The sequence below is a fragment of the Pseudoduganella violaceinigra DSM 15887 genome (genome assembly GCF_000425385.1).
Lineage (GTDB): Bacteria > Pseudomonadota > Gammaproteobacteria > Burkholderiales > Burkholderiaceae_D > Rugamonas > Rugamonas violaceinigra.
In genome coordinates, this window is sequence record NZ_AUDI01000004.1 from 201,693 (window position 1) to 227,062 (window position 25,370).

The following is a 25,370-nucleotide window of genomic DNA, read 5'->3' on the forward strand; positions in this document are numbered from 1 at the left end:
GGAATTGGTTCCGTTCCGGGCTGCTTTAATAGTATGCTGCTTAAATGCAAGACTTATCTCAATGGATGAAGCGTAGGCTGCGTGGATGGGCTTCCGGCCGGGCACTGCTATGGTTCCTGGGCCTGACGCTGGCGGCAGCCGTGGGCGCTACCCTGTACGCGACCGCCTCCAATATGGTCGAGGACGACGCACAGCAGCGCTTCGATAATATGAACCGGGCCACCCAGTACAGCATTTCGGCCCGGGTGAAAGCCTATTCGGACGTGGTGCGCGGCCTGGTGGCGCTGTTCCAGACCAGCGACCATGTGAGCCGGCTGCAATTTCGCCAGTACGTGACCACCTTGAACATCGGCAAGCATTTCCCGGCGATCGAGGCCATCACGTTCGCGCCCAACGTGCCCCAGGCGCAGCGCGATGCCTTCGTGGCGGCGGTGCGCGCCGATACCAGCCTGGCGCCGGGCGGTTATCCCAAATTCGATATCAAGCCGCCCGGCAAACGCGACGACTACGCGCCGCTGACCTACCTGGAGCCGATGGGCAGCCTGATGGAGAAATTCGGCGTCGACATCACCGCCAACCCGAATATCGCGCGCGCCCTGCAGCTATCGCGCGACACGGGCGAGATCAGCGCTTCCGGCCAGCCGGTGGTGGTCAAGCAGCCGGTGCCCCATATCGGGCTGGGCATGCGCCTGCCCGTCTACAAGCGCGGCATGCCGGTGGATGATGTGAACAGCCGGCGCGCCAATTTCATCGGTTCGGTCGGCATCGGTTTTTCCGTGGCCAAACTGATCCAGGGGGCGATCGACGAAATGGCCGACCGCCAGGTGCACATGATCCTGTATTCGGACGCCTCCACCGATCCGGAAAAGCGCAGCCTGGCCATCGAAAAGGAAGACCGCCTGCTGTTCAACGATAACGGCTCGATCGACAAGCCCGCCGCGCTGCCCGGCAATCCCGGCGATTATTTCGTTTCCGTGCTGCCGATCGATTTCAACGGCAGCCTGTGGAAAGCCCAGTTCTATGCGCGCAAGGACGCGATGATCGTCGGCTTCGACCGCTGGATGCCGTATATCGCGCTGGTGACCGGCTTTAGCGGCACGCTGCTGATTTATGGTTACCTGTTCACCATGTATTCGCAGCGGCGCAATGCGCTGGAGCAGCGCCGCCTGCTGGACAGCGTGCTCGATAACGTCGAGGCCCACGTCTATATGAAGGACCAGGACCGGCGCTACGTCTACGTCAACGCCAAGATGGCGGAAATGATCGGGCTGCCGGTGGAGGAAATTATCGGCCGGCTGGACATCGAAGTCATGCTCCAGCGCGATGCCGACGAGGCCTGGCAGGAGGACAGGGTGGTGCTGGCCGACCGCCAGAAGCGCTCCGGCGAGGCGAGCTACATCGACGGCCACGGGGTGGCCCACCATTTGTGGACGGTGAAGGCGCCGGTGCACCTGGAGAAGGACGTGACGGTGGTGATCGCATTGTCCACCGACGTGACCGAGCTGCATATGCTGAAGGAGCAGGCGCGCGCGGCCAACCAGGCCAAGAGCGACTTCCTGTCGAATATGAGCCATGAAATCCGCACGCCGATGAATTCCGTGATCGGCATGGCCCACCTGGCGCTGAAGGGCGCCACCAATCCGAAGCAGAAGGACTACTTGCAGAAGATTTACCATTCGGGCCAGCACCTGCTTGGCATCATCAACGATATTCTCGACTTCTCCAAGATCGAGGCGGGCAAGCTGGACCTGGAAGTGCTGGACTTCGCGCTGGAGTCGCTGTTGACCAATATTTCCAGCCAGCTGGGCGACGCGGCCAGCCGCAAGGGACTGGAGCTGGTGTTCGAGATCTGGCCTGGCCTGTCGCACCAGCTGCGCGGCGACCCGCTGCGGCTGGAGCAGGTGCTGCTGAACTTCACCAGCAATGCGATCAAGTTCTCGGAGAATAACAAGATCTATATCCGCGCGCGGCCGGTGGAAGACCGCGATAACTACACCGTGGTGCGCTTCGAGGTGCAGGACAACGGCATCGGCATGACGCCGTCCCAGGTCTCGAACCTGTTCCAATCCTTCCACCAGGGCGACACCTCAACCACCCGCAAGTACGGCGGCACGGGCCTGGGCCTGGTGATCAGCAAACAGCTGGCCGAGCTGATGGGCGGTACCGTGGGCGTGGACAGCGAACCGGGGCACGGCTCCACCTTCTGGTTCACGGCCAAGCTGCAGAAAGGCCCGCACCTGCTGCAGGCTGCCGATACCAATGCGCTGCAGCCGGATATGCTGGCGCCCATCCACGGCGCGTCGATCCTGCTGGTGGAAGACAATATCTTCAGCCAGCAGGTGGGCCAGGAACTGCTGGAGGACGCCGGCGCCACCGTGGTGGTGGCCAATAACGGCAAGGAAGCCATCGACCTGCTGCTGAAAGAGCATTTCGATTGCGTCCTGATGGATGTGCAGATGCCGGTGATGGATGGCTACGAGGCCACGCGCCTGATCCGCGCCCATCCGAAGCTCTCCGGCACCTTGATCATCGCCATGACCGCCAACGCGGGCCGGGAAGACCAGGCGCGCTGCCTGACGGCGGGGATGGACGAATTCGTCACCAAGCCGATTGCGCCGAACCTGCTGTTCTCGGTGCTGTCGAAGTGGATGAGCCAGCGCGCCGCCGAGGGCCGCCCGCCGCAGGTGCGCAGTATCACCAAGCCGGGTGAAACGGCGGCGCCCATGGCCAGCGTGCCGTCCCCTGCGCCGCAGTCGCTGCCGGAGCCGCTGCCGGAGCCGCCTGCAGTCGAAGCGGCGGCCGCGGGCGAGTCCGAATTGTTCGACCTGCGGGCCCTGGCCCAGACCTTCGGCAACAAGCCGGAGAAGATGCGCAAGTACGCCAATATGTTCCTCGACTCGGCGCAGGACGGCCTGCGCGAAGTCCAGGAGGCGCTGGCGGCGGGCGACATGGCCCGCCTGTCGGAATTGGGTCACCGCATCAAATCGTCGGCGCGGGCCGTGGGCGCGATGAGTTTCGCCGACCTGTGCCTGGCACTGGAGAAAATGACGCCGGCGGACGGCATCGAGCGCGCCCGCGCCGTCGTGCTGCAGATGCCGCCCCTGCTCGATCGCCTGCGCGAACATATCGCGCAGGAGATGAGCGTCAACGTCGTGGGCTGACGTCGCCTTTCTTGGCGGGGTCGGCCTTGGGCGCCGGTGCGGGAGGCGGGGCGGGGGCCGGGGTGGGGATGGCAAGGTCGATGCTGTAGGACGCCTGCTCTTTCTTGTCCGGCAGCGGGGTATGGGGAACGGCCGGGGTCAGCTCGATCCCGCGCAGCGCCGACATGAAGATGCCCAGGTCGCTCAGGTAGTATTCATCCACCTGTTCGCGGTCCAGCTTGGCGCTCTTGACCAGCAGGTGGGAGCGTTCGCAGCGCAGGATGATGGCCTCGCCCGGCAGCGCCTTGTTCAGTTTTTCGGCCGGCATTTTCTCGCCGACCACGCACACCATTTCAATGTCGGCGTCGAGGGCGTCGGCGCCGCCTTCCACCGAGCGCATGCTGTAGGCCAGGGCGAAGCGGGTGGCCCGCTGCGGCGGCAGGGTGAGCTGCTCGGCGCCGCGCACCTGGGTCAGGCGCATGGTGGAACGGGCCGGGGTGCTCTTGTCCTGCGGGCCGGCCGGACCGGTGAGGCAGGCGGCCTTCTTGCATACCGTCAACTCGCTTTCCTGCAGGCGTTCGACCGGCAGCAGCCCGTCCAGCAGGTAATACGTGGTTTCCGTGCTGGCGCCACGCATGCCGCTGGTGCCCGGTGCGCCCACGCGGTTCCACCAGGTCGCGTTGCCGGTGGCCTTGATGTAGCCGTCGCCAAATGGTTCGAGCTGGCGCGAAATATCGGATTTGCCGTTCGTGCCGCCTTTGGATTCGCTATATTTGAGGCGGAAGGCGTGGCCTGGGGCCCCTGGGCCGTCTTGGTTGGCCGGCAGTTTTTCCAGGCGCTGCAGCAGGTCGATGTCCTGCGGGGCGGCAAAAGTCGGCCGGCCGGCCGGGTGCGGCGCGTCCGGCGCGGCAGCCAAGGCGCTACCGGCGGCAAGCATCAGTGGCAGCAGCATGGCGGCGCGCATGGTGTGGCGGGGAGGGTAAGGCATGAGGTCCTCTGCTTGTTTGGCTGGGAAAAGCCGACATTGTAGCTTTCCCAGGCCGTGACAAGCCACATATAATGGCGCTCCCGGCACCCCTTTTTGTGAAATGGCTCAACCGATTACCCCAGGCCTGCTGATCCTGCACGGCAACCAGCTGGAAGAGCTGCGTGGCGCCGTCTTCCAGTGGTTGGCCAGCCATGCGCTGGCGCCCCTGGAACAGGAAATCTTCCTGGTGCAGTCGAACGGGGTGGCCGAGTGGCTGAAAATCGCGCTGGCCGAGCAGACCGGCTTGTGCGGCGCCACCCGCGTCGCGCTGCCGGCCCGCCTGCTGTGGGAAATCTACCGCGGCATGCTGGGCCACGCCCGCGTTCCACCCGTTTCCGCGTTCGACAAGGGCCCGCTGACCTGGCGCCTGATGCGCCTGCTGCCGCAATTGCTGGCGCAGGAGGCCTTTGCGCCGCTGCGCCACTTCCTGCGCGACGGCGATCCGGAGCGCCGCCTGCAGCTGGCCGAGCGGCTGGCCGACCTGTTCGACCAGTACCAGGTGTACCGCGCCGACTGGCTGGAAGACTGGGCCGAGGGACGCGACCAGCTGCGCGGCGCGCGCGGCGAGCCGGTGCCGCTGGCGCCGGACCAGCGCTGGCAGGCCGCGTTATGGCGCGCCGTGACGGCCAGCGTGCCGCAGGAAGAACGCGGGCTGGGACGGGCCAGCGTGCATGCGGCCTTCGTGGCGGCGGTGCAGCGCGGCGACACGCCTCTGGGCCGCCTGCCGCGCCGCATTGTGCTGTTCGGCGTGTCGGCCCTGCCGTACCAGACCTTGCAGGCCATGGCGTCGCTGGCGCGCTTCACCCAGGTGGTGATCGCGGTGCCCAATCCATGCCGCTACTATTGGGGCGACATCATCGAAGGCCGCGACCTGCTGCGCGCGGCGCGCCGCCGCCACGCATCGCGCAAGGACATCGACCTGTCGGCCGTGCCGCTGGAAGCGCTGCATGCGCACAGCCATCCGCTGCTGGCGAGCTGGGGCCGCCAGGGCCGCGACTATATCCGCATGCTCGACGAATTCGACAGCGCCAGCGACCTGGAAGGGCGCGACGACAAGCTGCGCGTCGATCTGTTCGGCGACGAGGCGGGCGACACCCTGCTGGCCCAGGTGCAGGCCGCCGTGCGCGACTTGCTGCCGCTGGCCGAGCATCCGCAGGTGCCGCCCGAGGATGCGGACCGCTCGATCGAGTTCCATGTGGCGCACAGCGTGCAGCGCGAAGTGGAAATCCTGCACGATCAGCTGCTGGCCATGTTCGCCGCCGATCCCTCCCTGCGTCCGCGCGACATCGTGGTCATGGTGCCCGATATCGACGTCTTCACCGCATCCATCCGCGCCGTGTTCGGCCAGCACCGGCGCCACGACCCGCGCTTCATCCCGCATGAAATCGGCGACGTCAACGACCGCAGCGTCAATCCGCTGCTGGTGGCGCTGGAATGGCTGCTGCGCCTGCCGCAGCAGCGCTGCCGCCAGAGCGAGGTGCGCGACCTGCTGGACGTGCCGGCCCTGGCGCGCCGTTTCGGCCTGGCCGGGGACGATCTGCCGACGCTGGGCCAATGGATCGAAGGCTCGGGCGTGCGCTGGGGCCTGGACGCCCGCCACCGGGCCGGGCTGGGCCTGGCGCCGGCCGGCGAGCAGAACGCCTGGATGTTCGGCGTGCGCCGCATGCTGCTTGGCTACGCGGCCGGCAACGGCGGGCAGTTTTCCGGCATCGAACCGTATGCGGAAGTGGGCGGCCTGGATGCGGCCCTGGCCGGTTCGCTGGCGCAGTTGATCGAGGCGCTGCTGGCCTGGCGCATGCACCTTGGCATCGCGCGCCGTCCGGCCGCCTGGGCGGAGCAGGCGCGCCTGCTGCTGGCCAGCTTCTTCAGCGACCGCGATGAGGCGGACCGCCTGACGCTGGCGCGCCTGGACGATGCGCTCGATAAATGGCTGGAAACCTGCGAGGACGCCGGCTTCGACGAGGAGGTGCCGCTGGCCACCCTGCGCGAAGCCTGGATGGGCGGGCTCGATGAACCGTCGCTGGAGCACCAGTTCGTGTCCGGCGGCGTGACCTTCTGCACCTTGATGCCGATGCGCGCGGTGCCGTTCCGCGTGGTGTGCCTGCTGGGCATGAATGATGGCGATTTCCCGCGCCGCGCCAGCCGCGCCGACTTCGACTTGCTGGCCTTGCCGGGCATGGCCCGTCCCGGCGACCGCTCGCGCCGCGACGACGACCGCTACCTGATGCTGGAAGCGCTGCTGGCCGCGCGCGACAAGCTGTATATCAGCTGGGTCGGGCGCAACGTGCGCGACAATACGGAGCAGCCGCCTTCGGTGCTGGTGGCCCAGCTGCGCGACTACCTGCAGGCCGGCTGGGCCATGGACCTGGCGGCCCGCACCACCTGGCATGCGCTGCAGCCTTTCAGCCGCGCCTATTTCGAGCGCGGCGGCCTGCTGACGTTTGCCGGCGAATGGCGCGCGGCCCATGCGGCGGGCGAAACGGCCGGCGTGGCGGCCGCATTGCCGCCGTACGAGGTGGAAGAGGGCTTCCGCCTGCGCCTGTCGATCCTCGCGGCCTTCCTGCGCCAGCCGGTGCGGCATTTCTTCCGCCAGCGGCTGGGCGTCTATTTCGCCGAGTCGGCGATGGTGGGCGAGAATGAGGAGCCGTTCCAGCTCGACGGCCTGCAGCGCTATACGCTGGAAGACGCCATGCTGGCCGACAGCGGCGAGCTGGAAGCGCTGGACGATGTGCGCGACTGCCTGCGGCAACGGGGCGAACGCCTGCGGCGCCAAGGTGTGCTGCCGATCGGCCTGATCGGCGACCGCGTGCTCAACGAGCTGGTGGAGGAACTGGTGCCGGTGCGCACGGCCTGGCTGACGCTGTGCGGCGCCTACGGGGAGGCCGCGCCCAAGCTGGCGCTCCACCTGGAGCTGGCGGGGCTGGTGCTGGAAGACTGGATCGACCAGCTGCGCCGCGCCGGCGACGCGACCGCCTGGCTGATGCAGATGTCCTCGCGCGTGTGCGACAAGTCCGGCGCCCTGCGCGGGGAAAAACTGATCCCGATGTGGCTGCGCCAGCTGGCCGCGGCGGCCCAGGGGCAGCCGGTCACCGGCTTCCTGGTGGCGCGCGATGCCATCGTCATCATGGAGCCGCTCGATCCGCAGGCGGCGCGCGCCGGGCTGGAGGCGATCGCCGCGCTGTGGCGCGCCGGCATGGACCAGCCGCTGCCTGCCGCCTGCAAGACCGGCCTGGCGCTGGTGATGGACGGCGATCCGCGCGCCACCTACGACGGCGGCTTCGAGCTGTCCGGCGAAAACGACGACCCGTGCCTGGCGCGCCTGTGGCCAGACTTTGCCGCCCTGGCGGCGCAGCCCGGCTTCGCGGACGCCAGCCGGGCGCTGTACCAGCCGCTGGCCGACTGGCTGGCGCAATCGGTGACGGTGCAGCCGATTGAAGGGGAAGCGGAGGAGGCGCAATGAGCATCGCCCTGAACCCGCTCGACTTTCCACTGCATGGATCGCGCCTGATCGAGGCCAGCGCGGGGACCGGCAAGACCTGGACCATCGCCGCGCTGTATGTGCGCCTGGTGCTGGGCCACGGCGGCGAGAACGCCTATTGCCGCCCGCTCATGCCCAACGAGGTGCTGGTGATGACCTTCACCCGCGCTGCCACGCGCGAACTGTCGAACCGGGTGCGCGAGCGCCTGGTGGCGGCGGCCGCCTATTTCCGCGCCGAGACCGCGCAGGCGTCCGACCCCTTCCTGGACGCGCTGCTGGAGGCGCTGCCCGGCGAGGCGGCGCGCCAGCAGGCGGCCTACCGCCTGCAACTGGCGGCCGAGACCATGGACGAAGCGGCGATCTTCACCATCGACGCCTGGTGCCAGCGCATGCTGCGCGAACATGCCTTCGACAGCGGCAACCTGTTCGACGAGGAGTTGCTGAGCGACGAAGCGGCCCTGTATGAGGACGCGGTGCACGACTACTGGCGCCAGCAGGTCTATCCCTTGGGCGAACCGGCGCTGCGCGTGCTGCTCGCGGCCTGCCGCGACGTGGCCGCCTTGGGCCGCAGCGTGCGCGAGCTGGCGCGCCGCCCGGATGCCGCCGAACTGGCCGAACTAGCAGGACCCGAGGCGCTGGGCGCCATGATCGCGCGCGTGCAGCACGCGCAGCAGACGGCCCTGGCGGCGCTCAAGCAAGGCTGGGCCGAGCGCGCCGGCCGCATGGAAGCCTGGATCGCCGCGCAGCGCGCAGCCAACCCCAAATGCTTCAACGGCACCAAGCTGCGCGCCGACTCCGTGACCAAATGGTGCGCCGCCCTGCGCGACTGGGCCAACGATCCGGCCCTGGTGGAGCCGGACATGAACGCCACACCCTGGTTCCGCCTGACCCAGGCCGGCATGATCGACGCCTGCGCGAAAGGCTTCGCGCCCGAGATCCCCGACGATTTCGATGCAATGGCCCCGCTGCGCCGCGCCCTGGACCAGATCGAGCCGCTGCGCCACCATGTCTTGCGCCATGCCGCGGCCACCATCGCGGCCCGCATGGCGGAATTGAAACGCCAGCAGCGCCTGTTCGGTTTCGCCGACATGCTCGAGCGCCTGCGCAGCGCCCTGGAAGGCGCCAACGGCGCGGCGCTGCGCCAGCGCATCGTGACCCAGTTCCCGGTGGCGATGGTGGACGAATTCCAGGACACGGCGCCCAGCCAGTACCGCATCTTCAACCTGCTGTACCAGGTGGCGGCCAACGATCCGCAGCAGGGCCTGTTCCTGATCGGCGACCCGAAACAGTCGATCTACGGCTTCCGCGGCGCCGACATCCACAGCTACCTCGACGCGCGGCGCGCCACGGCGGGGCGCCATTACCAGCTGGGCACGAATTTCCGCTCCACGGCGCAGGTGGTGGCCGCCGTCAACCAGGTCTTCCTGCATGCGGAAGGCGTGGCCGGGCAGGGCGGCTTTGCCCGCGGCGCGTTCCGCTTCCGCAGCGGCAAGGACAACCCGCTGCCGTTCGATGCGGTGGGCGCGCGCGGCCGCGCCGAGCGGCTGGTCGGCACGCAGGGCGACATCCAGGCCCTGACGGCCGGCTGCACCATGGAGCCGCTAAGCGCCGAGGCCTACCGCGAATTCTTCGCCGAGCAGTGCGCCGAGCACATTGCCTGCCTGCTCAACGACACCGCGGCCGGCTTCCAGAGCGGCGCCGGCTTCCAGCGCCTGCAACCGGCCGATATCGCCATCCTGGTGCGCGACCGGCGCGAGGCCGGCGCCGTACGCAAGGCGCTGCAGCGCCGCCTGGTGCCCAGCGTCTACCTGTCCGACAAGGATTCCGTGCTCGCCAGCGAGGAAGCGGTGGATTTGCTGCGCTGGCTGACGGCGGTGGCCAATCCGCTCGACGGCCAGCTGGCGCGCACCGCCTTCGCCACCCGCACCGCCAACCTGCCGCTGGCCGAGCTGGCGCAGTTCTCGGCCGACGAACTGGCGTGGGAGCGCCGCGTCGAACAGCTGAAGGAGCTGCACGTGGTCTGGCAGCGCCAGGGCGTGCTGGCCATGCTGCGCCGCTTCATCCACGACCTGGGCCTGCCGGCGCAGCTGCTGGCGCGGCCGGGCGGCGAACGCAGCCTGACCAACCTGCTGCACCTGGCGGAGCTGCTGCAGCAGGCCAGCCGCCAGCTGGAGGGCGAGCAGGCCCTGATCCGCTGGCTGGCCGAGCAGATCGACGAGGAGACCGATGGCGGCGACGAGCGGGTGCTGCGCCTGGAATCGGACGCGGAACTGGTCAAGGTCGTGACCGTGCACAAGTCCAAGGGCCTCGAATATCCGCTGGTCTACCTGCCGTTCGCCGTCACGGTGCGCAAGGTCGACAAGCGCAACCGCATCTTCTTCGAGTACACCGACGCCGACGGCCAGCGCCGCCTCGACCTGCACCTGTCCGAGGCGGGCCAGGAGGCGGCCGAAGCGGCGCGCATCGCGGAGGACCTGCGCCTGCTTTACGTGGCGCTGACGCGCGCCCGCCATTTCCTGTGGCTGGGCGTTGCCGCCCTGCCGGCGCGCAAGAAAGACGAAAATACGCTGCACGAATCGGCCCTGGGCTACCTGCTGACGGGCGGCGAGCCGCTGCCTTCCGGCCAGTTGCTGGAAAGCTGGCAGCGCCTGCGCGGCGATTGCAGCGCCATCGCCGTCGCCATGCTCGCGCCGTCGGTGCCGGTGACGCGCCTGGCGCGCGCGGTGGCATTGCCGCCGCTGGACGCGGCCCTGGCCTACCAGGGCGATTTCGAACGCGACTGGTCGGTTGGCAGTTTCAGTTCGCTGGCAAGGCGCAGCGGCGGCGAAGCGCTGCCGGCCCCGATGCACGCGGCGCAGGCCACCCTGCTGGAAGGCGAGGACGAGGGCGTGGCTCTGCGCATCGAGGACACGGCATGGCACCGTTTCCCGCGCGGCTCGGTGCCCGGCAACTTCCTGCACGAACAGCTGGAAGCGCTGGCGCGCGAGGGCTTTGCCGCCGTCCACCAGGCGCATTACGCCGAGCGCGCGGCGCGCCAGATCAAGCGCGCCGGCTGGGGCCACCGCGAGGCCGATACGCTCGCCTGGCTGCAGGTGATCGCCACCACGGTCCTGCCGCCGCTTGGCGGCGCCCTCGATGCGATCGGCCACCTGCTGACGGAAATGGAGTTCTGGTTCCCCAGCGAGCGCCTGGACACGGCGCAGCTGGACCGCCTGTGCCGCCAGCACCTGCTGGACGGCATTGCCCGCCCGGCGCTGCCGCAGCGCGAGCTGCACGGCATGCTGAAAGGCTTCTGCGACCTGGTGTTCGAGCACCAGGGGCGCTACTGGATCCTCGACTACAAATCGAATGCGCTGGGCGGCGGCGACGCGGCCTACCACAAGGCGGCCCTGGCGCATGGCATGGCGGCGCACCGCTACGATGTGCAGGGCGCCATTTATATGCTGGCCCTGCACCGCCTGCTGCGCACGCGCCTGGGCCAGGCCTACGACCCGGCGACGCAGCTGGGCGGCGCGATTTTCTACTTCCTGCGCGGTGTCGGCAACGAGCAGACGCGCGGCTGCTACCTGCTGCCGCCGGACGCCGCACTGCTGCAAGGACTGGACGGGCTTTGCCAATGAGTTTTTACGCACATATCGATATGCTGGCCGAAGGCGGCATGCTGCGCCGCCTGGGGCCCGCCTTCGCCCGTTTCGTCACGGCACTGGCGCCGGACGGCAGTGCCGCGGCGGGAACGCCGCTGGCGCTGGCCTGCCTGCTCTTGTCCGAGCTGGAAGGGCGCGGCCACAGCTGCCTGCAATTGTCGGCATTGGCCGGCGACCCGTCGGCCATGCTGGGCTGGAGCGAGGAGGACTGGGCAAGCCTGTGCGCGGAAGCGGGCGACCTGCCGCGCGATGCGGTCGCCTGGCATGGTTTGCTGCAGGCGTGCCCGCAAGTGCAGGCCTGGCCCGGCGGCGCCGACAGCGGCCAGCCGCTGGTGCTGGCCGGCAGCCGCCTCTACCTGCGCCGCTACTGGTCCGACGAAAACACGGTGGCCGATGCGGTGCGGGCCCGCACGGCGGCCGGCGCCGCCGCCGGTCGCGCCCAGCCGTCGCCCGCGCTGCTGCGGCACTGGCTGGACCAGTTGTTCACGCATGCCCCGCGCGAGGGCGGCGCCGACTGGCAGAAGATCGCCTGCGCCGTGGCCGCGCGCGGCGCCCTGGCCGTGATCACCGGCGGCCCCGGCACCGGCAAGACCTATACGGTGGCGCGCCTGCTGGCCCTGCTGTTCGCGGTGGAAGGTGCGCACGCGGGCCAGCTGCGCGTGGCGCTGGCGGCGCCCACGGGCAAGGCGGCCGCCCGCCTGAAGCAGGCCATCGACGATGCGCTGGACAAGCTGGAAGCGAGCCTGGGCGGGGCCTTGCCGCTGCGCGCCCTGGCCGAGCGCATGGGCGGCGCGCGCACCTTGCATTCGCTGCTGGGCGCGCGGCCCGATACGCGCGCCTTCCGCCACAATGCCGGCAATCCGCTCGACGTGGATGTGCTGATTGTCGACGAAGCCTCGATGGTGCACCTGGAAATGATGGCGGCCCTGCTGGACGCGCTGCCGGCCGGGGCGCGCCTGATCCTGCTGGGCGACAAGGACCAGCTGGCCTCGGTGGAGGCGGGCTCCGTGCTGGGCGACCTGTGCCACGACGCCCAGGCCGGCGGCTACGGCACCGCCACGGCGGCGTTCGTGGCGGCGGCCTCGGGCCAGACCATCCCGTCCGAATTCCTCGGCAATGCCGGCGCGCTGGCGCAGCAGACCGTCATGCTGCGCCAGAGCCGCCGCTTCGGCGGCCCGATCGGCCAGTTGGCGCTGGCCGTCAACAGCGGCGATGCCGAGGCGGCGCGCGCCGTGCTGCGTGCCGGCGGCGGTGGGCAACTGCTCTGGAACGAGGCGGCGCAGCCGGAAGACATGCTGCGCCTGGCGACCGAAGGCTACCGTCCATTCCTGGCCTTGGTGCGGCAGGGACGCGGCGCCGCCAGCCACGACGCCTGGGCGGCGGGCGTGCTGCAAGCCTTCGAAGGGTTCCGCCTGCTGTGCGCGGTGCGCGAGGGCGAGTGGGGCGTGTCGGGCCTGAACGAGGCCATCGCCCAGCGGCTGGAAGAGCAGGCGCTCTTGAAGCGGCGCGGCGACTGGTATGTCGGGCGCCCGGTGATGGTGACGCGCAACGACTACGCCACCGGCGTCTATAACGGCGACATCGGCCTGGTGCTGCCCGATCCCGAGCGGCCGGCATCGCTGCGCGTGTATTTCTCCGACGCCGGACAGGTGCGCAGCGTGCTGGCGACCCGCCTGCGCAATGTGGAAACCGCGTTCGCCATGACGGTGCACAAGTCGCAGGGCTCGGAATTCCGGCACACGGTGCTGGTGCTGCCGCGCGAAGCGTCCAGCGTCCTGGCGCGCGAACTGGTGTACACCGGGATCACGCGCGCGCGCGAGCGCTTTACCCTGTTGACCCCCAATCTCGGCGTGCTGCCGGACGCGATCCGGCGCCGGACCGAGCGCACCAGCGGCTTACGCAGCCTGCTCGCCTGATCCGGCCTGCAGGTCGGCGTGGAGGGCCCGCAGCATCTGCTCCAGCAGCGGCGCCAGATGCGCCAGTTCGTCCGCCGCGGCGCTGCCGGCCCGCAAGGCGTTCAGCACTTCGGCCGCCGCGCGGCGCAACGCTTCCATGCCCAGCTGGGCCGACAGGCCGGCCAGGGTGTGCGCCAGGCGCTGCGCGCGCTGGCTGTCGCCCTGCGCCACGGCGGCGCCGATGAGGGCGTGGATGCCGGCCTGGCCTTGCAGGAACTGCACCAGCAGCTTGCGCAACTGGGGGCCGTTGCCCTGGCAGCGCGCCCGCGCGCCCGCCAGGTCGGCGCCGCAGGCGGTGAGGGCGGGGTAGGCGGCGCGGGCCGCGGCCTGCGCTTCGGCGCTGCCGGCGCCGCCCGGCAAGGCGTGCGGGAACAGGGCCGTGAAAATGAAGCGGTTGCCCTGCACCGGGTCGCTTTCCAGCAGCAGGTGGCCGCCCATCATGGCCGCCAGCTGGCGCGCCACCGACAGGCCGAGGCCGGCCGCCGAGTCGCCCGGTCCGGCCGGTTCATACATCTGGACCGCGGCGTCGCGCGCCATGCCGGTGTCGTGCACTTCGCAGCGCAAGATGGTGCCGGCCGCGCTGCCGCCGTCCTCGCGCAGCAGCAGCTGCACCTTGCCCTGTTCCGTGAACCGGACCGCATGCCCCAGCAGGTGCTGCAGCAGCTGCTGCAGGCGCGCCGCGTCGCCCACCAGCTCGGCCGGCACCGCGGCCTGCACCGTGCAGGCCAGCTGCAGGCCCTTGTCCTGCGCCGCCGCCTGGCAGGCGGCGCAAGCCTGTTCGGCCGCCTGGCGCACGTTGAAGGCGCATTGCGCCATCGGGAACTGGCCCGCTTCGATGCGCGAGAAATCGAGGATGTCGTTGAACATGGCCAGCAGGCTGGCCGCGGCGGCGTCGATCTGCTGCAGATAGCTGCGCTGGTGCGCCGCGAGGTCGCCTTGCAGGGCCAGCGCGCTCAAGCCGATGATGGCGTTCAGCGGGGTGCGGATTTCATGGCTCATATTGGCCAGGAAGGCGGCCTTGCTGCGGTTGGCCTGGTCCGCCGTTGCCTGGGCGGCCGCGATGGCGTGTTCGGCCCGGCGCAGCGCCGTCACATCGATGCCAAAACTGAGCAGGGCGATCTCGCCCTCGTCCAGCACGCAGTGCCGCCAGGCGATGCGCCGTTCGTCGCCGGAAGCGGTTTGCAGCGGGTGTTCCTGGGCCGGCGGCATGGCCCGCCATTGCTCCGGATGGCCGCCGGCCGGCCAGAGCGCCACGGCGGACATGGGCAGCAGCGGCATGTCGCGCCACAGCCGTCCCAGCACGCTGTCGCGGCTGCAGCCCGTGGCCTGGGCGGCGGCCTCGTTGAAGAGCAGGACTTCGCCCTCGTGTCCCAGGCCGAGCACCAGCAGGTCCGTGCCATGCAGCAGCCGGTCCAGCAGCGCGCGCGTGCAGCGCAGCTTGCGCTCGCAGTCGGCGCGGCCGGCGGCGGCCTCGGCCAGGCCTTGCTGCAGCGCATGCAGGGCGGCCAGCAGCTCGCCGGTCTCGTCGCGGTAGGGCGCCGGTGCGGGCGAGGACAGGTCGCCGCCGCGCACCCGCTGCGCCAGCGCCAGCGCTTCGGACAGCGGCTGCGTGATGCTGCGGCTGATCAGCGACGCCAGCGCCACGGTCAGCGCCAGGAACACGGCCAGGATCACCAGCAGCTGCGCGCTGTCGGCCTGGACCCGGTCCGCCGCCTGCGCCTCGGTAAAGCGCGCGCGGCTGGCCGCTTGCGCCACCAGGTCGTCCACCACCTGCCGGTGCAGTTCGTATTGGCGCTGCATGGCCAGCAGCGCGCGCTCGGCGCGCGGCCGGTCGCCCAGTTCGAGCGCGGGCACCAGCTGGCCGAAGGCTTCCGTGTAGAAGGCGGTGGCGTGCCGATTCGCCTGGCGCAGCGATTGCGCCAAGCCCTGGTCGAGCTGCCGGCCCTGCCAGAATTCAGCGCGCGCCATCTGCTGCGCATGCAGGGTGCGCAGGCGCTGGGCCAGGTGGTCGCGCTCAACCTGGCCGGTGGCGGCGGCCAGCTGCTGCGCCACCAGGAACGATTCGATGATGTACAGCGGCGGCGGCAGCACGTCCGCGATCAGGTCCTTGCCCTGGATGACGTCCCCGTACAGCGGGCCGTTGACGCGCAAGGCATCGAGGGTGCGGAACGAGCATAGTCCGTACAGGAGGAAGCCGCCGGCGAAGATCCCGACCAGGATCGCCAGGCGGCGCGCGAAGCGCAGGTTGCGCAGCAGGTCCATGGAGCCCCTTGGCGATGAACCCCGTCCGGTATTACATGCGGCGGCGACGGCGTTCGGGAGTGCGGACGGCTTTCTTGCGCGGGGCGGACACCTTGATCACCTGCGGCGCATTGTCGCCGGCCAGCAGGCGGCGGATGTTGAGCGCATCCATCAGGCGCGCCGAATTGCCCGCGGCGTTCAGCAGGACCAGGGTGGCGTTGCGGCCGGCCTCGGTGATCCGCATGATCAGGCAGCGGCCCGCCTCCTCGGTGTAGCCGGTCTTGGACAGCCCGATGTCCCAGCCCTTGGCGCCAACCAGGCGGTTGGTGTTGTGGTAGGAGACCATGCGCCCCTTCATATTGATCACTTCCTCGGTATCGGTGGTGATACGGCGGATCTCCGGATACTGGGCCGCGGCGGCCGCCATCTTCACCAGGTCGGCCGCATTCGAGGTGTTGTTGGGCGACAGGCCGGTCGGTTCGTCGATGGTGGTGCTGGTCATGCCGAGCTGCTTGATCTTGGCGTGCACGGCGGCGGTAAAGGCGGTCGGGCCGCCGGGATAGGTGCGGGCCAGGGCGGCGGCGGAGCGGTTGTCGGACGACATCAGCGCCAGCTGCAGCACTTCGCCGCGCGAAAGGGTGGCGCCCACCGGCACGCGCGAGGTGCTGTGCTTGAGGGTGTCGATATCGTCCTTGTCGATGCTGATCTCCTCGTCCATATCAAGTTTGGAGTCGAGCACGACCATTGCGGTCATCAATTTGGTCAGGGAGGCGATCGGCACCACGGCCATCGCGTTCTTTTCGACCAGCACTTTGCCTGTCTCATCCTCGACGACAAGCACGGCTTGCGAGCCCAAGGGCACGGCAAACGCGGCTGCGGAGATCGACATCAGCAGGGCGGCGGTGAGTTTCTTCAACATGTCTGGAATCGGGCCTTCAGTGGGGGCGGAATATTGCTAAATAAGGGGCAATATTCTAGATAAAGACGATATCACTAACGGGTTAACTCGTCCAGCAAACGTCGATCATGCGCAACTGGACAATAAAATCAGCGGCGTGCGGCACGGCCGGCCCGAATGCTGTTATTGTTGTTTGAAAATATTTCCTTCTTGTCTTGCCATGTTGGTCATCGAGAGGATTGCACGCCATCCCTTGCGTTCCTGGGCCGCGGTCACGCTCTTGGCCGCGGCTGCGGCCGTGCTCGCGGGCAGCGCCCGGCGCGCCGGCCTGGAGCAGGCGCGGCTCGACTTGCTGACGATGGATGTGCAGCGCGATGCCGTCGCGGCCATGGCATTAACCCTGGACAGTAATTTAATGGGGTCGATTTCCCTGCTTGGATTAATTGAGCCGGATATCAAACGCGAATGCCAGGGCGCCATCCCGCCCAATCAGCCACGCATCATGGGTTTATTGGAGAACGTGGCACGCGGACAGCAAATCCAGGGTTTATTTCTGGTCGGCCGGGGCGGTATTGTCAAATCGTCCTGGGACGATAGCGGCCGGCCCTCGACTGGCATCGACGTGCGTTTTCGCCCTTATTACAAGGAGGCGATGGCGGGGCGGAAGAATATCTACGCCGCCGTCAGCCTGGCGCGCGGCGACCATGCCCTGTATTTCGCGGCGCCGGTCTATGCCGGCATGCTGCCCGGCGGCGATCCGGTGGGCGTGGTGGTGGCGCGCACCGATTTGGAAAAATTGCAGCGCCTGCTGGCGCGCAGTGGCCAGCCCACCCTCCTGCTGTCGCCGCAGGGCGTGGTGTTCGCCAGCAGCCGCCAGGACTGGCGCGGCATGGTGGCCGGCGCCATGAGCCCGTCCCGTTTGGCCGAAATCCGCGCCGTGCGCCAGTTCGGCAAACTGTACGACGACAAGGCGCCGCGCCAGCTGCCGGTCAGCGTGGCGCCGGGCATGGCGGAAGCGGAGGGCCGCCATTACGCGGTGGCCACGGCCGCCGTCGACTGGAATGACCCCTCCGGCGCCTGGCAGCTGGTGGCCATGGAAGACCTGGGCAACAGCGTGCCGGCGGGCAGCGGCGTGCCGGCGGCCCTGCTGGCCGCCGCCGTGGTGGGCTTGCTGGGCACGGCCGCACTGCGCTCGGTGCGCAGCCAGGCGGCGCAGCGGCGCGCCCACCGCCAGCTGGAAAGCGTGGCGCGCGACCAGGCGCAGCGTGCCGAACGCAAGATGCAGCTGGCGCAGGTGGCCCTGCTCATGCAGCAGGCGCCGGACCGCCAGGCCCGGCTCGATGCCTTCCTGGACCAGTGCCACCTCCTGTTCGGCGCCCTGCAGGGAGCGATCTATCGCGCCGAAGAAAATGGCCTGGCGCTGGCCGCCAGCTATGCCGGTGTCGCCGCGCCCGCCCGCATCGCCCTCGGCGAGGGTTTGCTGGGCCAATGCGCGCTGGAGCGCCAGGCGCGCGTTGTAAACGTCAGCGACACCAGCGACACCAGCGACACCAGCGGCGCCAGCGCCGTCTGGCATATCCGCTCGGGCCTGGGGGGCGCCGCGCCGGGCGCCTTGCTGCTGGCCCCCGTGCAGCTGCAAGGGCGCATGCTGGGGGCGGTGGAACTGGCGCTGCTGCAGGCGCCCGACAGCGTGGCCTACGAACAATTCCTGTCGGCGCTCGAGCTGCTGGCAATCACCATGACCGCGTAGGGAGGCACCGTGTCCCGCTTACTGAGCAAACTGGAACGACTGGGCCTGACCTGGAAGCTGGCGCTCGGTTTCGGCGGCAGCTTGTTCATCACCCTGGCCTTCGGCCTGCACAATGTCACCACCCAGGCCCGGCTGCACGACGACATCCTCGCCATCTACAAGAACGACCTGCTGGGCATTTCCGACGCCAAGGACGTGCTGATCCAGTTCGCCCAGCGCGGCCGCGCGCTGCGCCAGGCCTTGCTGGCGCGCGACCAGGCCGGCCGGGAAAACGCGCTGGCCCTGATCGAAGAATCCAAGCGGCGCCAGGACCGCGCCCTGGAGGAACTGCGCCCGCGCATCACCCGCGACGAGAGCCGCCGCAACCTGGCCGAATTCGAGGCCGCCTATGCCGACTACCATCTGCGCGTGGATGAAGCGCTGCGCCTGCTGCGCGCTGGCCAGGTGGAGCAGGCGGCGGCCGTGGTGGCCAGCGACGTCTTCCAGGAACAGGCGATCCGCGCCAACAACGCCTTGACGCGCATCGCCGAAATCAAGGAGGACAGCGCGCGCCACCAGATCGAGGCGATGCAGGAATTGTCGCGCTATGAGAAGCAGCTGACCTATGGCCTGCTGGGCTTGAGCCTGGTGCTGGGCGTGCTGTTCAGCTACCTGGTGGGGCGCTCGGTGCGCCTGCCCTCGGAGCGCTTGCGCAGCGCCGTGCAGCAGCTGGCAAAAGGCAAACTGGGCGCGGAAGTGCCGCTGACGGACTTCCCGAACGAGATCGGCAGCCTGGCGCGCTCGATCAAGGTGCTGCAGGAAGAAGCCTGCAAGATGGAAGCGCAGCGCTGGCTGAAGACCCATCTGGCGGCCATCGGCAACGACCTGCAGTCGGCCGACAGCGCCGCCGACCTGGCCGGGCGCACCCTGGCCGCGCTGGCGCCGCTGCTGCAGGCCGGCTATGCCGCGTTCTACCTGTACGAGGCGGAAGCGGGCAGCCTGTCGCTGCTGGCCGGCTACGCCCTGCGCGGCAAGTCCGCCGCGCAGCAGCACTTCCTGCTTGGCGAAGGGCTGGTGGGCCAGTGCGCGGCGGGGCGCCGGCAGATCGTCATGCGCCAGGCGCCGGCCGGCTACGTGCGCATCGGTTCCGCGCTGGGCGAGGCGGAGCCGGCCAGCATCGCCATCGTGCCGGTCCTGCGCAACGAGAACCTGCTGGGGGTGATCGAACTGGCCACGCTGGAGCCCTACGGCGACCAGGCGCAGTCGCTGCTGGACGGTGCGCTGCCGGTGATCGCCATGAATATGGAAATCCTGGCGCGCAACGAGCGCACCCGCATGCTGGAAGAGCGCAGCCGCCTGGTGCTGGGCGCGGTCAGCGACGGCATTGTCGGCCTGGACCTGGGCGGCCGCGTCACCTTCGCCAATGCGGCCGCGCCCTCCTTGCTGGGCTACCAGGCGGGCGAACTGGTGGGCGCCGAATGGCAGCAGGACGGCGAACAGCTGCAGCGCAAGGACGGCAGCAGCTTCCCGGTCGACTGCGTGGCCAGGCCGATGTACAAGGACGGCGCGCAGGTCGGGTCGGTGGTGGTATTCCGCGACATCACGGAGCGCAAGCTGCTGGAGGAGGAAATCCGGCGCACCAACTTCCTGGCCGACCTCGCGCTCGAGCTGACCGGTTGCGGCTATTGGGTGGTCGATTACAGTACGCCCGACTACTACAATCTGTCCGAACGGGCCGCCCGCCTGCTGGGCGAAGCGGCGCGGCCCGACGGCCGCTACCACTTGCAGGACGAATGGTTTGCGCGCCTGGTGGAAGCCGACCCCGAAGGCGCCTTGCGCACGGCGGCGCGGGTGCAGGGCGCGATCGACGGCACGTTCGACAAGTTCGACGCGGTGTACGCCTACAAGCGCCCGCTCGATGGCCGCATCATCTGGCTGCATGCGGTGGGCAAGGTGGTGCGCGACGAAGAGAACGGCGCGGCGCGCCTGATGTACGGCGTGTACCAGGACATCACGGCGCAGAAGGCGGCCGAGGACGAGCTGCGCATCGCCAAGGAGCAGGCGCAGGCGGCCACGCGCGCCAAGAGCGACTTCCTGGCCAATATGAGCCACGAAATCCGCACGCCGATGAACGCCATCATCGGCATGTCGCACCTGGCGCTGCAGACCAACCTCGACAAGCGTCAGCGCAACTACGTCGAAAAAGTGCAGCGCGCCGGCGAGAACCTGCTCGGCATCATCAACGACATCCTCGACTTCTCGAAGATCGAAGCGGGCAAGATGACGCTCGAGCATGTCGAGTTCGACCTGGACGACGTGCTCGACAACCTGGCCAATCTGATCGGCTTCAAGGCGGAGGACAAGGGCCTGGAGCTGCTGTTCCAGGTGGCGCCCGAGCTGCCGACAGGGCTGGTGGGCGACCCGCTGCGCATCGGCCAGGTGCTGGTCAACCTGGCCAACAACGCCGTCAAGTTCACCGACAACGGCGAGGTGGTGGTCGGCATCGAGCAGGGCGCCGCCGGCGGCGAGGGCATCGAACTGCATTTCTGGGTGCGCGATTCGGGCATCGGCATGACCGAAACGCAGAGCGCAAAACTGTTCCAGTCCTTCAGCCAGGCCGATGCCTCGACCACCCGCAAATACGGCGGCACCGGCCTGGGGCTGGTGATCAGCAAGAACCTGCTGGAGCTGATGGGAGGGCGCATCTGGGTGGACAGCGAAGTCGGCAAGGGTTCCACCTTCCACTTCACGGCCCGCTTCGGCCTGCAGGCCAATCCCAAGCCGCGCCGCATGTTCCGCGCCGACGAGCTGCATGGCGTGCGTGTGCTGGTGGTGGACGACAATGCCTCCGCGCGCGACATCCTGTCCGGCATTGCCCGCACCTTCGGCCTGGAAGTGGACGTCGCCCTGAGCGGCAACCAGGCCCTGGACATGGCGACGCGCTCGGAGCGTCAGACCGTGCCTTATGACCTGATCCTGATGGACTGGAAGATGCCGTCGATGGACGGGGTGGAAACGGTGCACCGCCTGCAAAGCGGCCGGGCGGGGACGCTGCCCGCCGTCATCATGGTGACCGCCTACGGCCGCGAGGAAGCGCTGGCCAGCGCCTCCGACCGCCATGTCGAACTCAAGTCCGTGCTCACCAAGCCGGTGACGCCGTCGGCCTTGCTGGAGGCGGTCGGCGACGCGCTTGGCAAAGGCGTGCTGGTGGAAAACCGGCGCGGCGCCGACCGCGACCTGCAGCTGGGCGAATCGATGGCGCGCCTGGCCGGAACGCGCGTGCTGCTGGTCGAGGACAATGAGATGAATCAGGAGCTGGCGATCGACCTGCTGGGCAAGGCCGGCGTCGACGCGGTGCTGGCCGGCCATGGGCAGGAGGCGCTGGACATCCTGGCACGCGATGCGCGTTTCGACGGCGTGCTGATGGACTGCCAGATGCCGGTGATGGACGGCTTCCAGGCTTCGCGCGAGATCCGCGCCAATCCGGCCTTCGACACACTGCCGATCATCGCCATGACCGCCAACGCCATGGCCGGAGACCGCGACAAGGTACTGGCATCGGGCATGCAGGACCATATCGCCAAGCCGATCAACGTGACGGAGATGTATGCGACGCTGGCGCGCTGGCTGCGCCCCGAACCGGGCGCGGGGCAGGCGGCGCCGGCCAGGCCGCGCCCCGCGGCGGCGGCCAGCGGCGACAAACCCGAACCGCTGCCGGCCCTGCCGATGGTCGACGTGCGGGCCGGCCTGGCAACCGCCATGGGCGACCACCATCTGTACCGCCGCCTGCTGCTCAAGTTCCGCGAGGGCCAGCAGGACTTCTCCGCCATGTTCGTGCAAGCGCTTTCCGGCGGCGATCCGGCGGCCCCCGAGCGATTGGCGCATACTCTGAAGGGAACGGCAGGCAATATCGGCGCGCGTAGCGTGCAGCAAGCGGCGCAGGCGCTGGAACTGGCATGCCAGCAGGGCGCCGCCAGGGATGCACTGGAGGGCCTGCTGGCGTCGGTGCTGGTGGAGCTCGACCCGCTGCTGATGGCGCTCAGGGCGGTCGATGCGGGCGTGCCGACCAGGGCGGCCCACCCCGAGCTGGCCCCGGCGCCGGCCGGCGCGCCGCTGCTCGGGCGCCTGCGCGGCTTGCTGGCCGATAGCGACGCGGAAGCGGCCGAATTGTGGGAGGCGCAGCTGGATCAATTCAAGGCCGCCTTGCCGGATCACTGGCGGCGCATCGACAACGGACTCGGGAACCTGGACCTGGAAGCCGCGCTGGCGGCGCTGGACGAAGCAATGGCAAGCGTGGAGGGGAAATGAGATGGAACTGGAATTGATCGCCAAAAAAACGGTGCTGCTGGTCGACGACGCGCCCGACAACCTGGTGCTGATGAACGACTTGCTGAAGGACCTGTACAAGGTGAAAGTCGCCAATAGCGGCGAAAAGGCGCTGCGCATCGCCCTCAGCGGCCCGCTGCCCGACCTGGTGCTGCTGGACGTGATGATGCCCGAAATGGACGGCTACCAGGTTTGCCGGCGCCTGAAAGCCGATCCTGCCACGCGCGACATCCCCATCATTTTCCTGACCGCCAAGTCGGAAGTGGACGATGAAAAGCTGGGTCTGGACCTGGGCGCCGTCGACTACATCACCAAGCCGATCAGCCCGCCCATCACGCTGGCGCGCGTGCGCAACCACTTGATGCTCAAGGAGCATGCCGACTTTTTGCGCGATAAGAACGACTTCCTGGAAAAGGAAGTCGAGGCGCGCACGCGCGAGGTGGTGGCGATCCAGGACGTCACCATCCTCGCCATGGCCTCGCTGGCGGAAACCCGCGACTCGGAAACGGGCAACCATATCCGCCGCACCCAGTTCTATGTGAAGGCCCTGGCCGAACGGCTGCAACACCACCCGCGCTTCAGCGCCGTGCTGACCGATGGCTTTATCAATCTGCTGTTCAAGTCCGCGCCGCTGCACGATATCGGCAAGGTCGGCATTCCGGACCGTATCCTGCTCAAGCCCGGCAGGTTCGAACCCCAGGAATTCGAGATCATGAAGACCCATACCACGCTTGGCCGCGCAGCCATTGAACACGCCGAGCGCTCCCTGGGCACGCCGATCGCATTCCTTTCGATCGCCAAGGAAATCGCGTACTCGCACCAGGAAAAATGGGATGGTTCGGGCTATCCGGAGGGGCTGGCCGGCGAGGCGATCCCCGTCTCGGCGCGCCTGATGGCGGTGGCCGATGTGTATGACGCCCTGATCAGCCGGCGCGTCTACAAGGACGGCATGCCGCACGAAAAGGCGGTGCAGATCCTGGTCGAAGGGAAGGGCCGGCACTTCGATCCCGACATGGTCGACGCCTTCCTGGCACTGCAGGATGAATTCCGCGCCATCGCGGCGCGCTTCCACGACTCCGACCATGATCTGGCGGAAAAGGAGGCGCAGATCGCGCTGACGCGGGCGTGATGGACACGCCCTGAGGGAAATTACTTGGAGCTGTAGATCTTGTCGAATTCGCCGCCGTCGTCGAAGTGCTTCTTCTGGGCCGCGCGCCAGCCGCCGAAGACCTCGTCCACGGTGAACAGCGAGATCGGCTTGAAGTTCGCCGCATACTTCTTGAACACCGCCTCCGAGCGCGGGCGCAGGTAGTGCTTGGCGATGATCTCCTGGCCGGCGTCCGTATACAGGAAGTTCAGGTAGGCGGTGGCTTCCTTGCGGATGTTCTTCTTGTCGACCACCTTGTCGACCACGGCGACCGGCGATTCGGCCAGGATCGAGGACGAAGGGTAGACCACTTCGAAGTCGTCGCCGAACTCCGCACGCACCAGGTTCACCTCGTTTTCGAACGTCACCAGCACGTCGCCGATCTGGCGCTGGGTGAAGGTGGTGGTGGCGGCGCGGCCGCCCGCATCCAGGATCGGCACGTTCTTGAAGATCTTGCCCACCAGCTCGCGCGCCTGGGCCTCATTGCCGCCTTTCTTCAGGACCGAGCCCCAGGCCGCCAGGTAGGTATAGCGGCCATTGCCGGCGGTCTTGGGATTGGGAATGACGACCTGCACGCCTGGCTTGGCCAGGTCGCCCCAGTCCTTGATGGCTTTCGGATTACCCTTGCGTACCAGGTAGACCATGGTGGAGTAGGCCGGCGCCGCATTGTTCGGGAATTTCTTGGCCCAGTCCTGGGCCACCAGGCCGCGGTCGGCCAGCATGTCGATGTCGTTGGCCTGGTTCATGGTCACGACCGACGCTTCCAGGCCGTCGGCCACGGCGCGCGCCTGCTTGGAGGAGCCGCCGTGCGATTGCTTGATGGTGATCTCGGTGCCGCTGCTCTTTTTGTAGGCAGCGATGAAGGCCGGATTGATGTCTTTATACAGCTCGCGTGCCACGTCATAGGACACGTTCAGCAAGGTCACTTCATTGGCCGAGGCGGCCGGGGCAAAACCGAAGCTGGCGGCCGCCAGGGTGGCGCCAAGTGCAAATGCGAATTTGTTATAAGGCATGGCAATCTCTATTGTGAAAACAGATAAGCATGGTCTAGAATCTCGCGCCGAATGGAAACTACTTATTCGTTATAAGCTTAGTTCCCGCCCTCACTAAGGTACTGCCGCACGGTCGCCGACGGGGTTTGGGCCGCTGGTGTATAGTCCCGGTAATTGCATACCTGTGAGCACGCATGAGTTTTGAAATTCGCCGCGCAGAAGCGAAAGACGCCACAGCTGCCTGTGAGGTGCTGCGACGCTCGATCGCCGAATGTTGTGTGCTTGATCATAAAAATGACCCCGCCATCCTTGGCGCCTGGCTTGGCAACAAGACGCCGGACACCGTGGCGTCCTGGTTTGCCTCGCCCACCAATTATGCGCTGGTCGCCGTCGAGGAAGGCGCCGTCGTCGGCGTCGCGCTGCTGACGGCCGCCGGCAAACTGGCCCTGTGCTACCTCCTGCCTGAAGTCCTGCGGCGCGGCGCCGGCAAGGCGCTGCTGGCCTACGTGGAACAGCAAGCCTGCAGCTGGGGCGTCAAGGCCCTGCAACTTCACAGCACCGCCAGCGGCGAGGAATTTTTCGCCCGCCAAGGCTACCTCCGCGCGGGCAATGTCCGCTCGCCCTATGGTGTCGACACCGTGTTTTTCTGGAAGCAGCTGGACGGCACAGTCTGCGACGTCTCCAAGCCCAAGCGTTTCTGCGGTTGTAACTAAGCCACCGCCGGTTCAATCGAACCATGCCATTCCGGGCGCGCTGCTATAGTGTTTTATCGACAAGCTTCGCGCGGGACGAC

At 68.2% G+C, this 25,370-nt stretch carries 12 protein-coding genes; 8 read left to right on the forward strand and 4 right to left on the reverse strand.

Features of this window, described 5'->3' with window-relative positions:
- Nucleotides 1-65: 65 nt before the first annotated feature.
- Complete coding sequence (locus H597_RS0104725; RefSeq protein WP_028101119.1) at nucleotides 66-3,161, forward strand: CHASE domain-containing hybrid sensor histidine kinase/response regulator family protein; 3,096 nt, start codon at nucleotides 66-68, stop codon at nucleotides 3,159-3,161.
- On the opposite strand, the gene H597_RS0104730 is transcribed toward H597_RS0104725, so the two are convergent.
- Nucleotides 3,145-4,128: a hypothetical protein gene (locus H597_RS0104730; RefSeq protein WP_154667959.1), complete on the reverse strand. Its 984-nt coding sequence runs from the start codon at nucleotides 4,126-4,128 to the stop codon at nucleotides 3,145-3,147. The genes H597_RS0104725 and H597_RS0104730 overlap by 17 nt on opposite strands.
- A 100-nt stretch (nucleotides 4,129-4,228) precedes the next feature.
- On the opposite strand from H597_RS0104730, the gene recC reads away from it, so the two are divergent.
- Genes recC through recD form a run of 3 tightly spaced genes read left to right on the forward strand, consistent with a single transcriptional unit; the run spans nucleotide 4,229 to nucleotide 13,205 of the window.
- The gene (gene recC, locus H597_RS0104735; RefSeq protein ID WP_028101121.1) at nucleotides 4,229-7,627 is read left to right on the forward strand and encodes an exodeoxyribonuclease V subunit gamma; all 3,399 of its coding nucleotides are present in this window, start codon (nucleotides 4,229-4,231) and stop codon (nucleotides 7,625-7,627) included.
- On the forward strand, nucleotides 7,624-11,265 hold the full coding sequence (gene recB / locus H597_RS0104740; RefSeq protein ID WP_028101122.1) for an exodeoxyribonuclease V subunit beta: 3,642 nt from the start codon (nucleotides 7,624-7,626) through the stop codon (nucleotides 11,263-11,265). The genes recC and recB overlap by 4 nt, the downstream gene beginning before the upstream one ends.
- On the forward strand, nucleotides 11,262-13,205 hold the full coding sequence (recD, locus tag H597_RS0104745; protein WP_035373119.1) for an exodeoxyribonuclease V subunit alpha: 1,944 nt from the start codon (nucleotides 11,262-11,264) through the stop codon (nucleotides 13,203-13,205). Before recB ends, recD begins: the two co-directional genes overlap by 4 nt.
- Here recD and H597_RS33085 read toward each other — a convergent pair.
- Nucleotides 13,185-15,506 carry a histidine kinase dimerization/phospho-acceptor domain-containing protein gene (locus tag H597_RS33085; RefSeq protein ID WP_028101124.1) on the reverse strand — a complete coding sequence of 774 codons (2,322 nt, stop codon included), beginning with the start codon at nucleotides 15,504-15,506 and terminating at the stop codon, nucleotides 13,185-13,187. The two genes, recD and H597_RS33085, sit on opposite strands and share 21 nt — an antisense overlap.
- Nucleotides 15,507-15,537: 31 nt before the next feature.
- Nucleotides 15,538-16,404 carry a serine hydrolase gene (locus tag H597_RS0104755; RefSeq protein WP_028101125.1) on the reverse strand — a complete coding sequence of 289 codons (867 nt, stop codon included), beginning with the start codon at nucleotides 16,402-16,404 and terminating at the stop codon, nucleotides 15,538-15,540.
- Between the two features lie 232 nt (nucleotides 16,405-16,636).
- Between H597_RS0104755 and H597_RS29740 the strand changes: the two genes are divergently transcribed.
- Genes H597_RS29740 through H597_RS0104770 form a run of 3 tightly spaced genes read left to right on the forward strand, consistent with a single transcriptional unit; the run spans nucleotide 16,637 to nucleotide 23,567 of the window.
- Nucleotides 16,637-18,133 carry a GAF domain-containing protein gene (locus tag H597_RS29740; RefSeq protein ID WP_211232008.1) on the forward strand — a complete coding sequence of 499 codons (1,497 nt, stop codon included), beginning with the start codon at nucleotides 16,637-16,639 and terminating at the stop codon, nucleotides 18,131-18,133.
- A 9-nt stretch (nucleotides 18,134-18,142) separates the two neighbouring features.
- Nucleotides 18,143-22,420 (forward strand): response regulator, encoded by a 4,278-nt coding sequence (locus H597_RS29745; RefSeq protein ID WP_051293537.1) that lies wholly within the window; start codon nucleotides 18,143-18,145, stop codon nucleotides 22,418-22,420.
- 1 nt (nucleotide 22,421) lies between these two features.
- Nucleotides 22,422-23,567 (forward strand): response regulator, encoded by a 1,146-nt coding sequence (locus tag H597_RS0104770; RefSeq protein WP_028101126.1) that lies wholly within the window; start codon nucleotides 22,422-22,424, stop codon nucleotides 23,565-23,567.
- Nucleotides 23,568-23,587: 20 nt separating this feature from the next.
- Here H597_RS0104770 and H597_RS0104775 read toward each other — a convergent pair whose 3' ends face one another.
- Complete coding sequence (locus H597_RS0104775) at nucleotides 23,588-24,598, reverse strand: sulfate ABC transporter substrate-binding protein (protein ID WP_028101127.1); 1,011 nt, start codon at nucleotides 24,596-24,598, stop codon at nucleotides 23,588-23,590.
- A 173-nt stretch (nucleotides 24,599-24,771) separates the two neighbouring features.
- Between H597_RS0104775 and H597_RS0104780 the strand changes: the two genes are divergently transcribed.
- On the forward strand, nucleotides 24,772-25,290 hold the full coding sequence (locus H597_RS0104780; protein WP_028101128.1) for a GNAT family N-acetyltransferase: 519 nt from the start codon (nucleotides 24,772-24,774) through the stop codon (nucleotides 25,288-25,290).
- Nucleotides 25,291-25,370: the final 80 nt, after the last annotated feature.

Coding starts and splice junctions, on each gene's coding strand:
- H597_RS33085 (WP_028101124.1), bottom strand. CDS start 15,506: ATGGACCTGCTGCGCAACCTGCGCTTCGCGCGCCGCCTGGCGATCCTG.
- H597_RS0104725 (WP_028101119.1), top strand. CDS start 66: ATGAAGCGTAGGCTGCGTGGATGGGCTTCCGGCCGGGCACTGCTATGG.
- H597_RS0104780 (WP_028101128.1), top strand. CDS start 24,772: ATGAGTTTTGAAATTCGCCGCGCAGAAGCGAAAGACGCCACAGCTGCC.
- H597_RS0104755 (WP_028101125.1), bottom strand. CDS start 16,404: ATGTTGAAGAAACTCACCGCCGCCCTGCTGATGTCGATCTCCGCAGCC.
- recB (WP_028101122.1), top strand. CDS start 7,624: ATGAGCATCGCCCTGAACCCGCTCGACTTTCCACTGCATGGATCGCGC.
- H597_RS0104775 (WP_028101127.1), bottom strand. CDS start 24,598: ATGCCTTATAACAAATTCGCATTTGCACTTGGCGCCACCCTGGCGGCC.
- recD (WP_035373119.1), top strand. CDS start 11,262: ATGAGTTTTTACGCACATATCGATATGCTGGCCGAAGGCGGCATGCTG.
- recC (WP_028101121.1), top strand. CDS start 4,229: ATGGCTCAACCGATTACCCCAGGCCTGCTGATCCTGCACGGCAACCAG.
- H597_RS0104730 (WP_154667959.1), bottom strand. CDS start 4,128: ATGCCTTACCCTCCCCGCCACACCATGCGCGCCGCCATGCTGCTGCCA.
- H597_RS0104770 (WP_028101126.1), top strand. CDS start 22,422: ATGGAACTGGAATTGATCGCCAAAAAAACGGTGCTGCTGGTCGACGAC.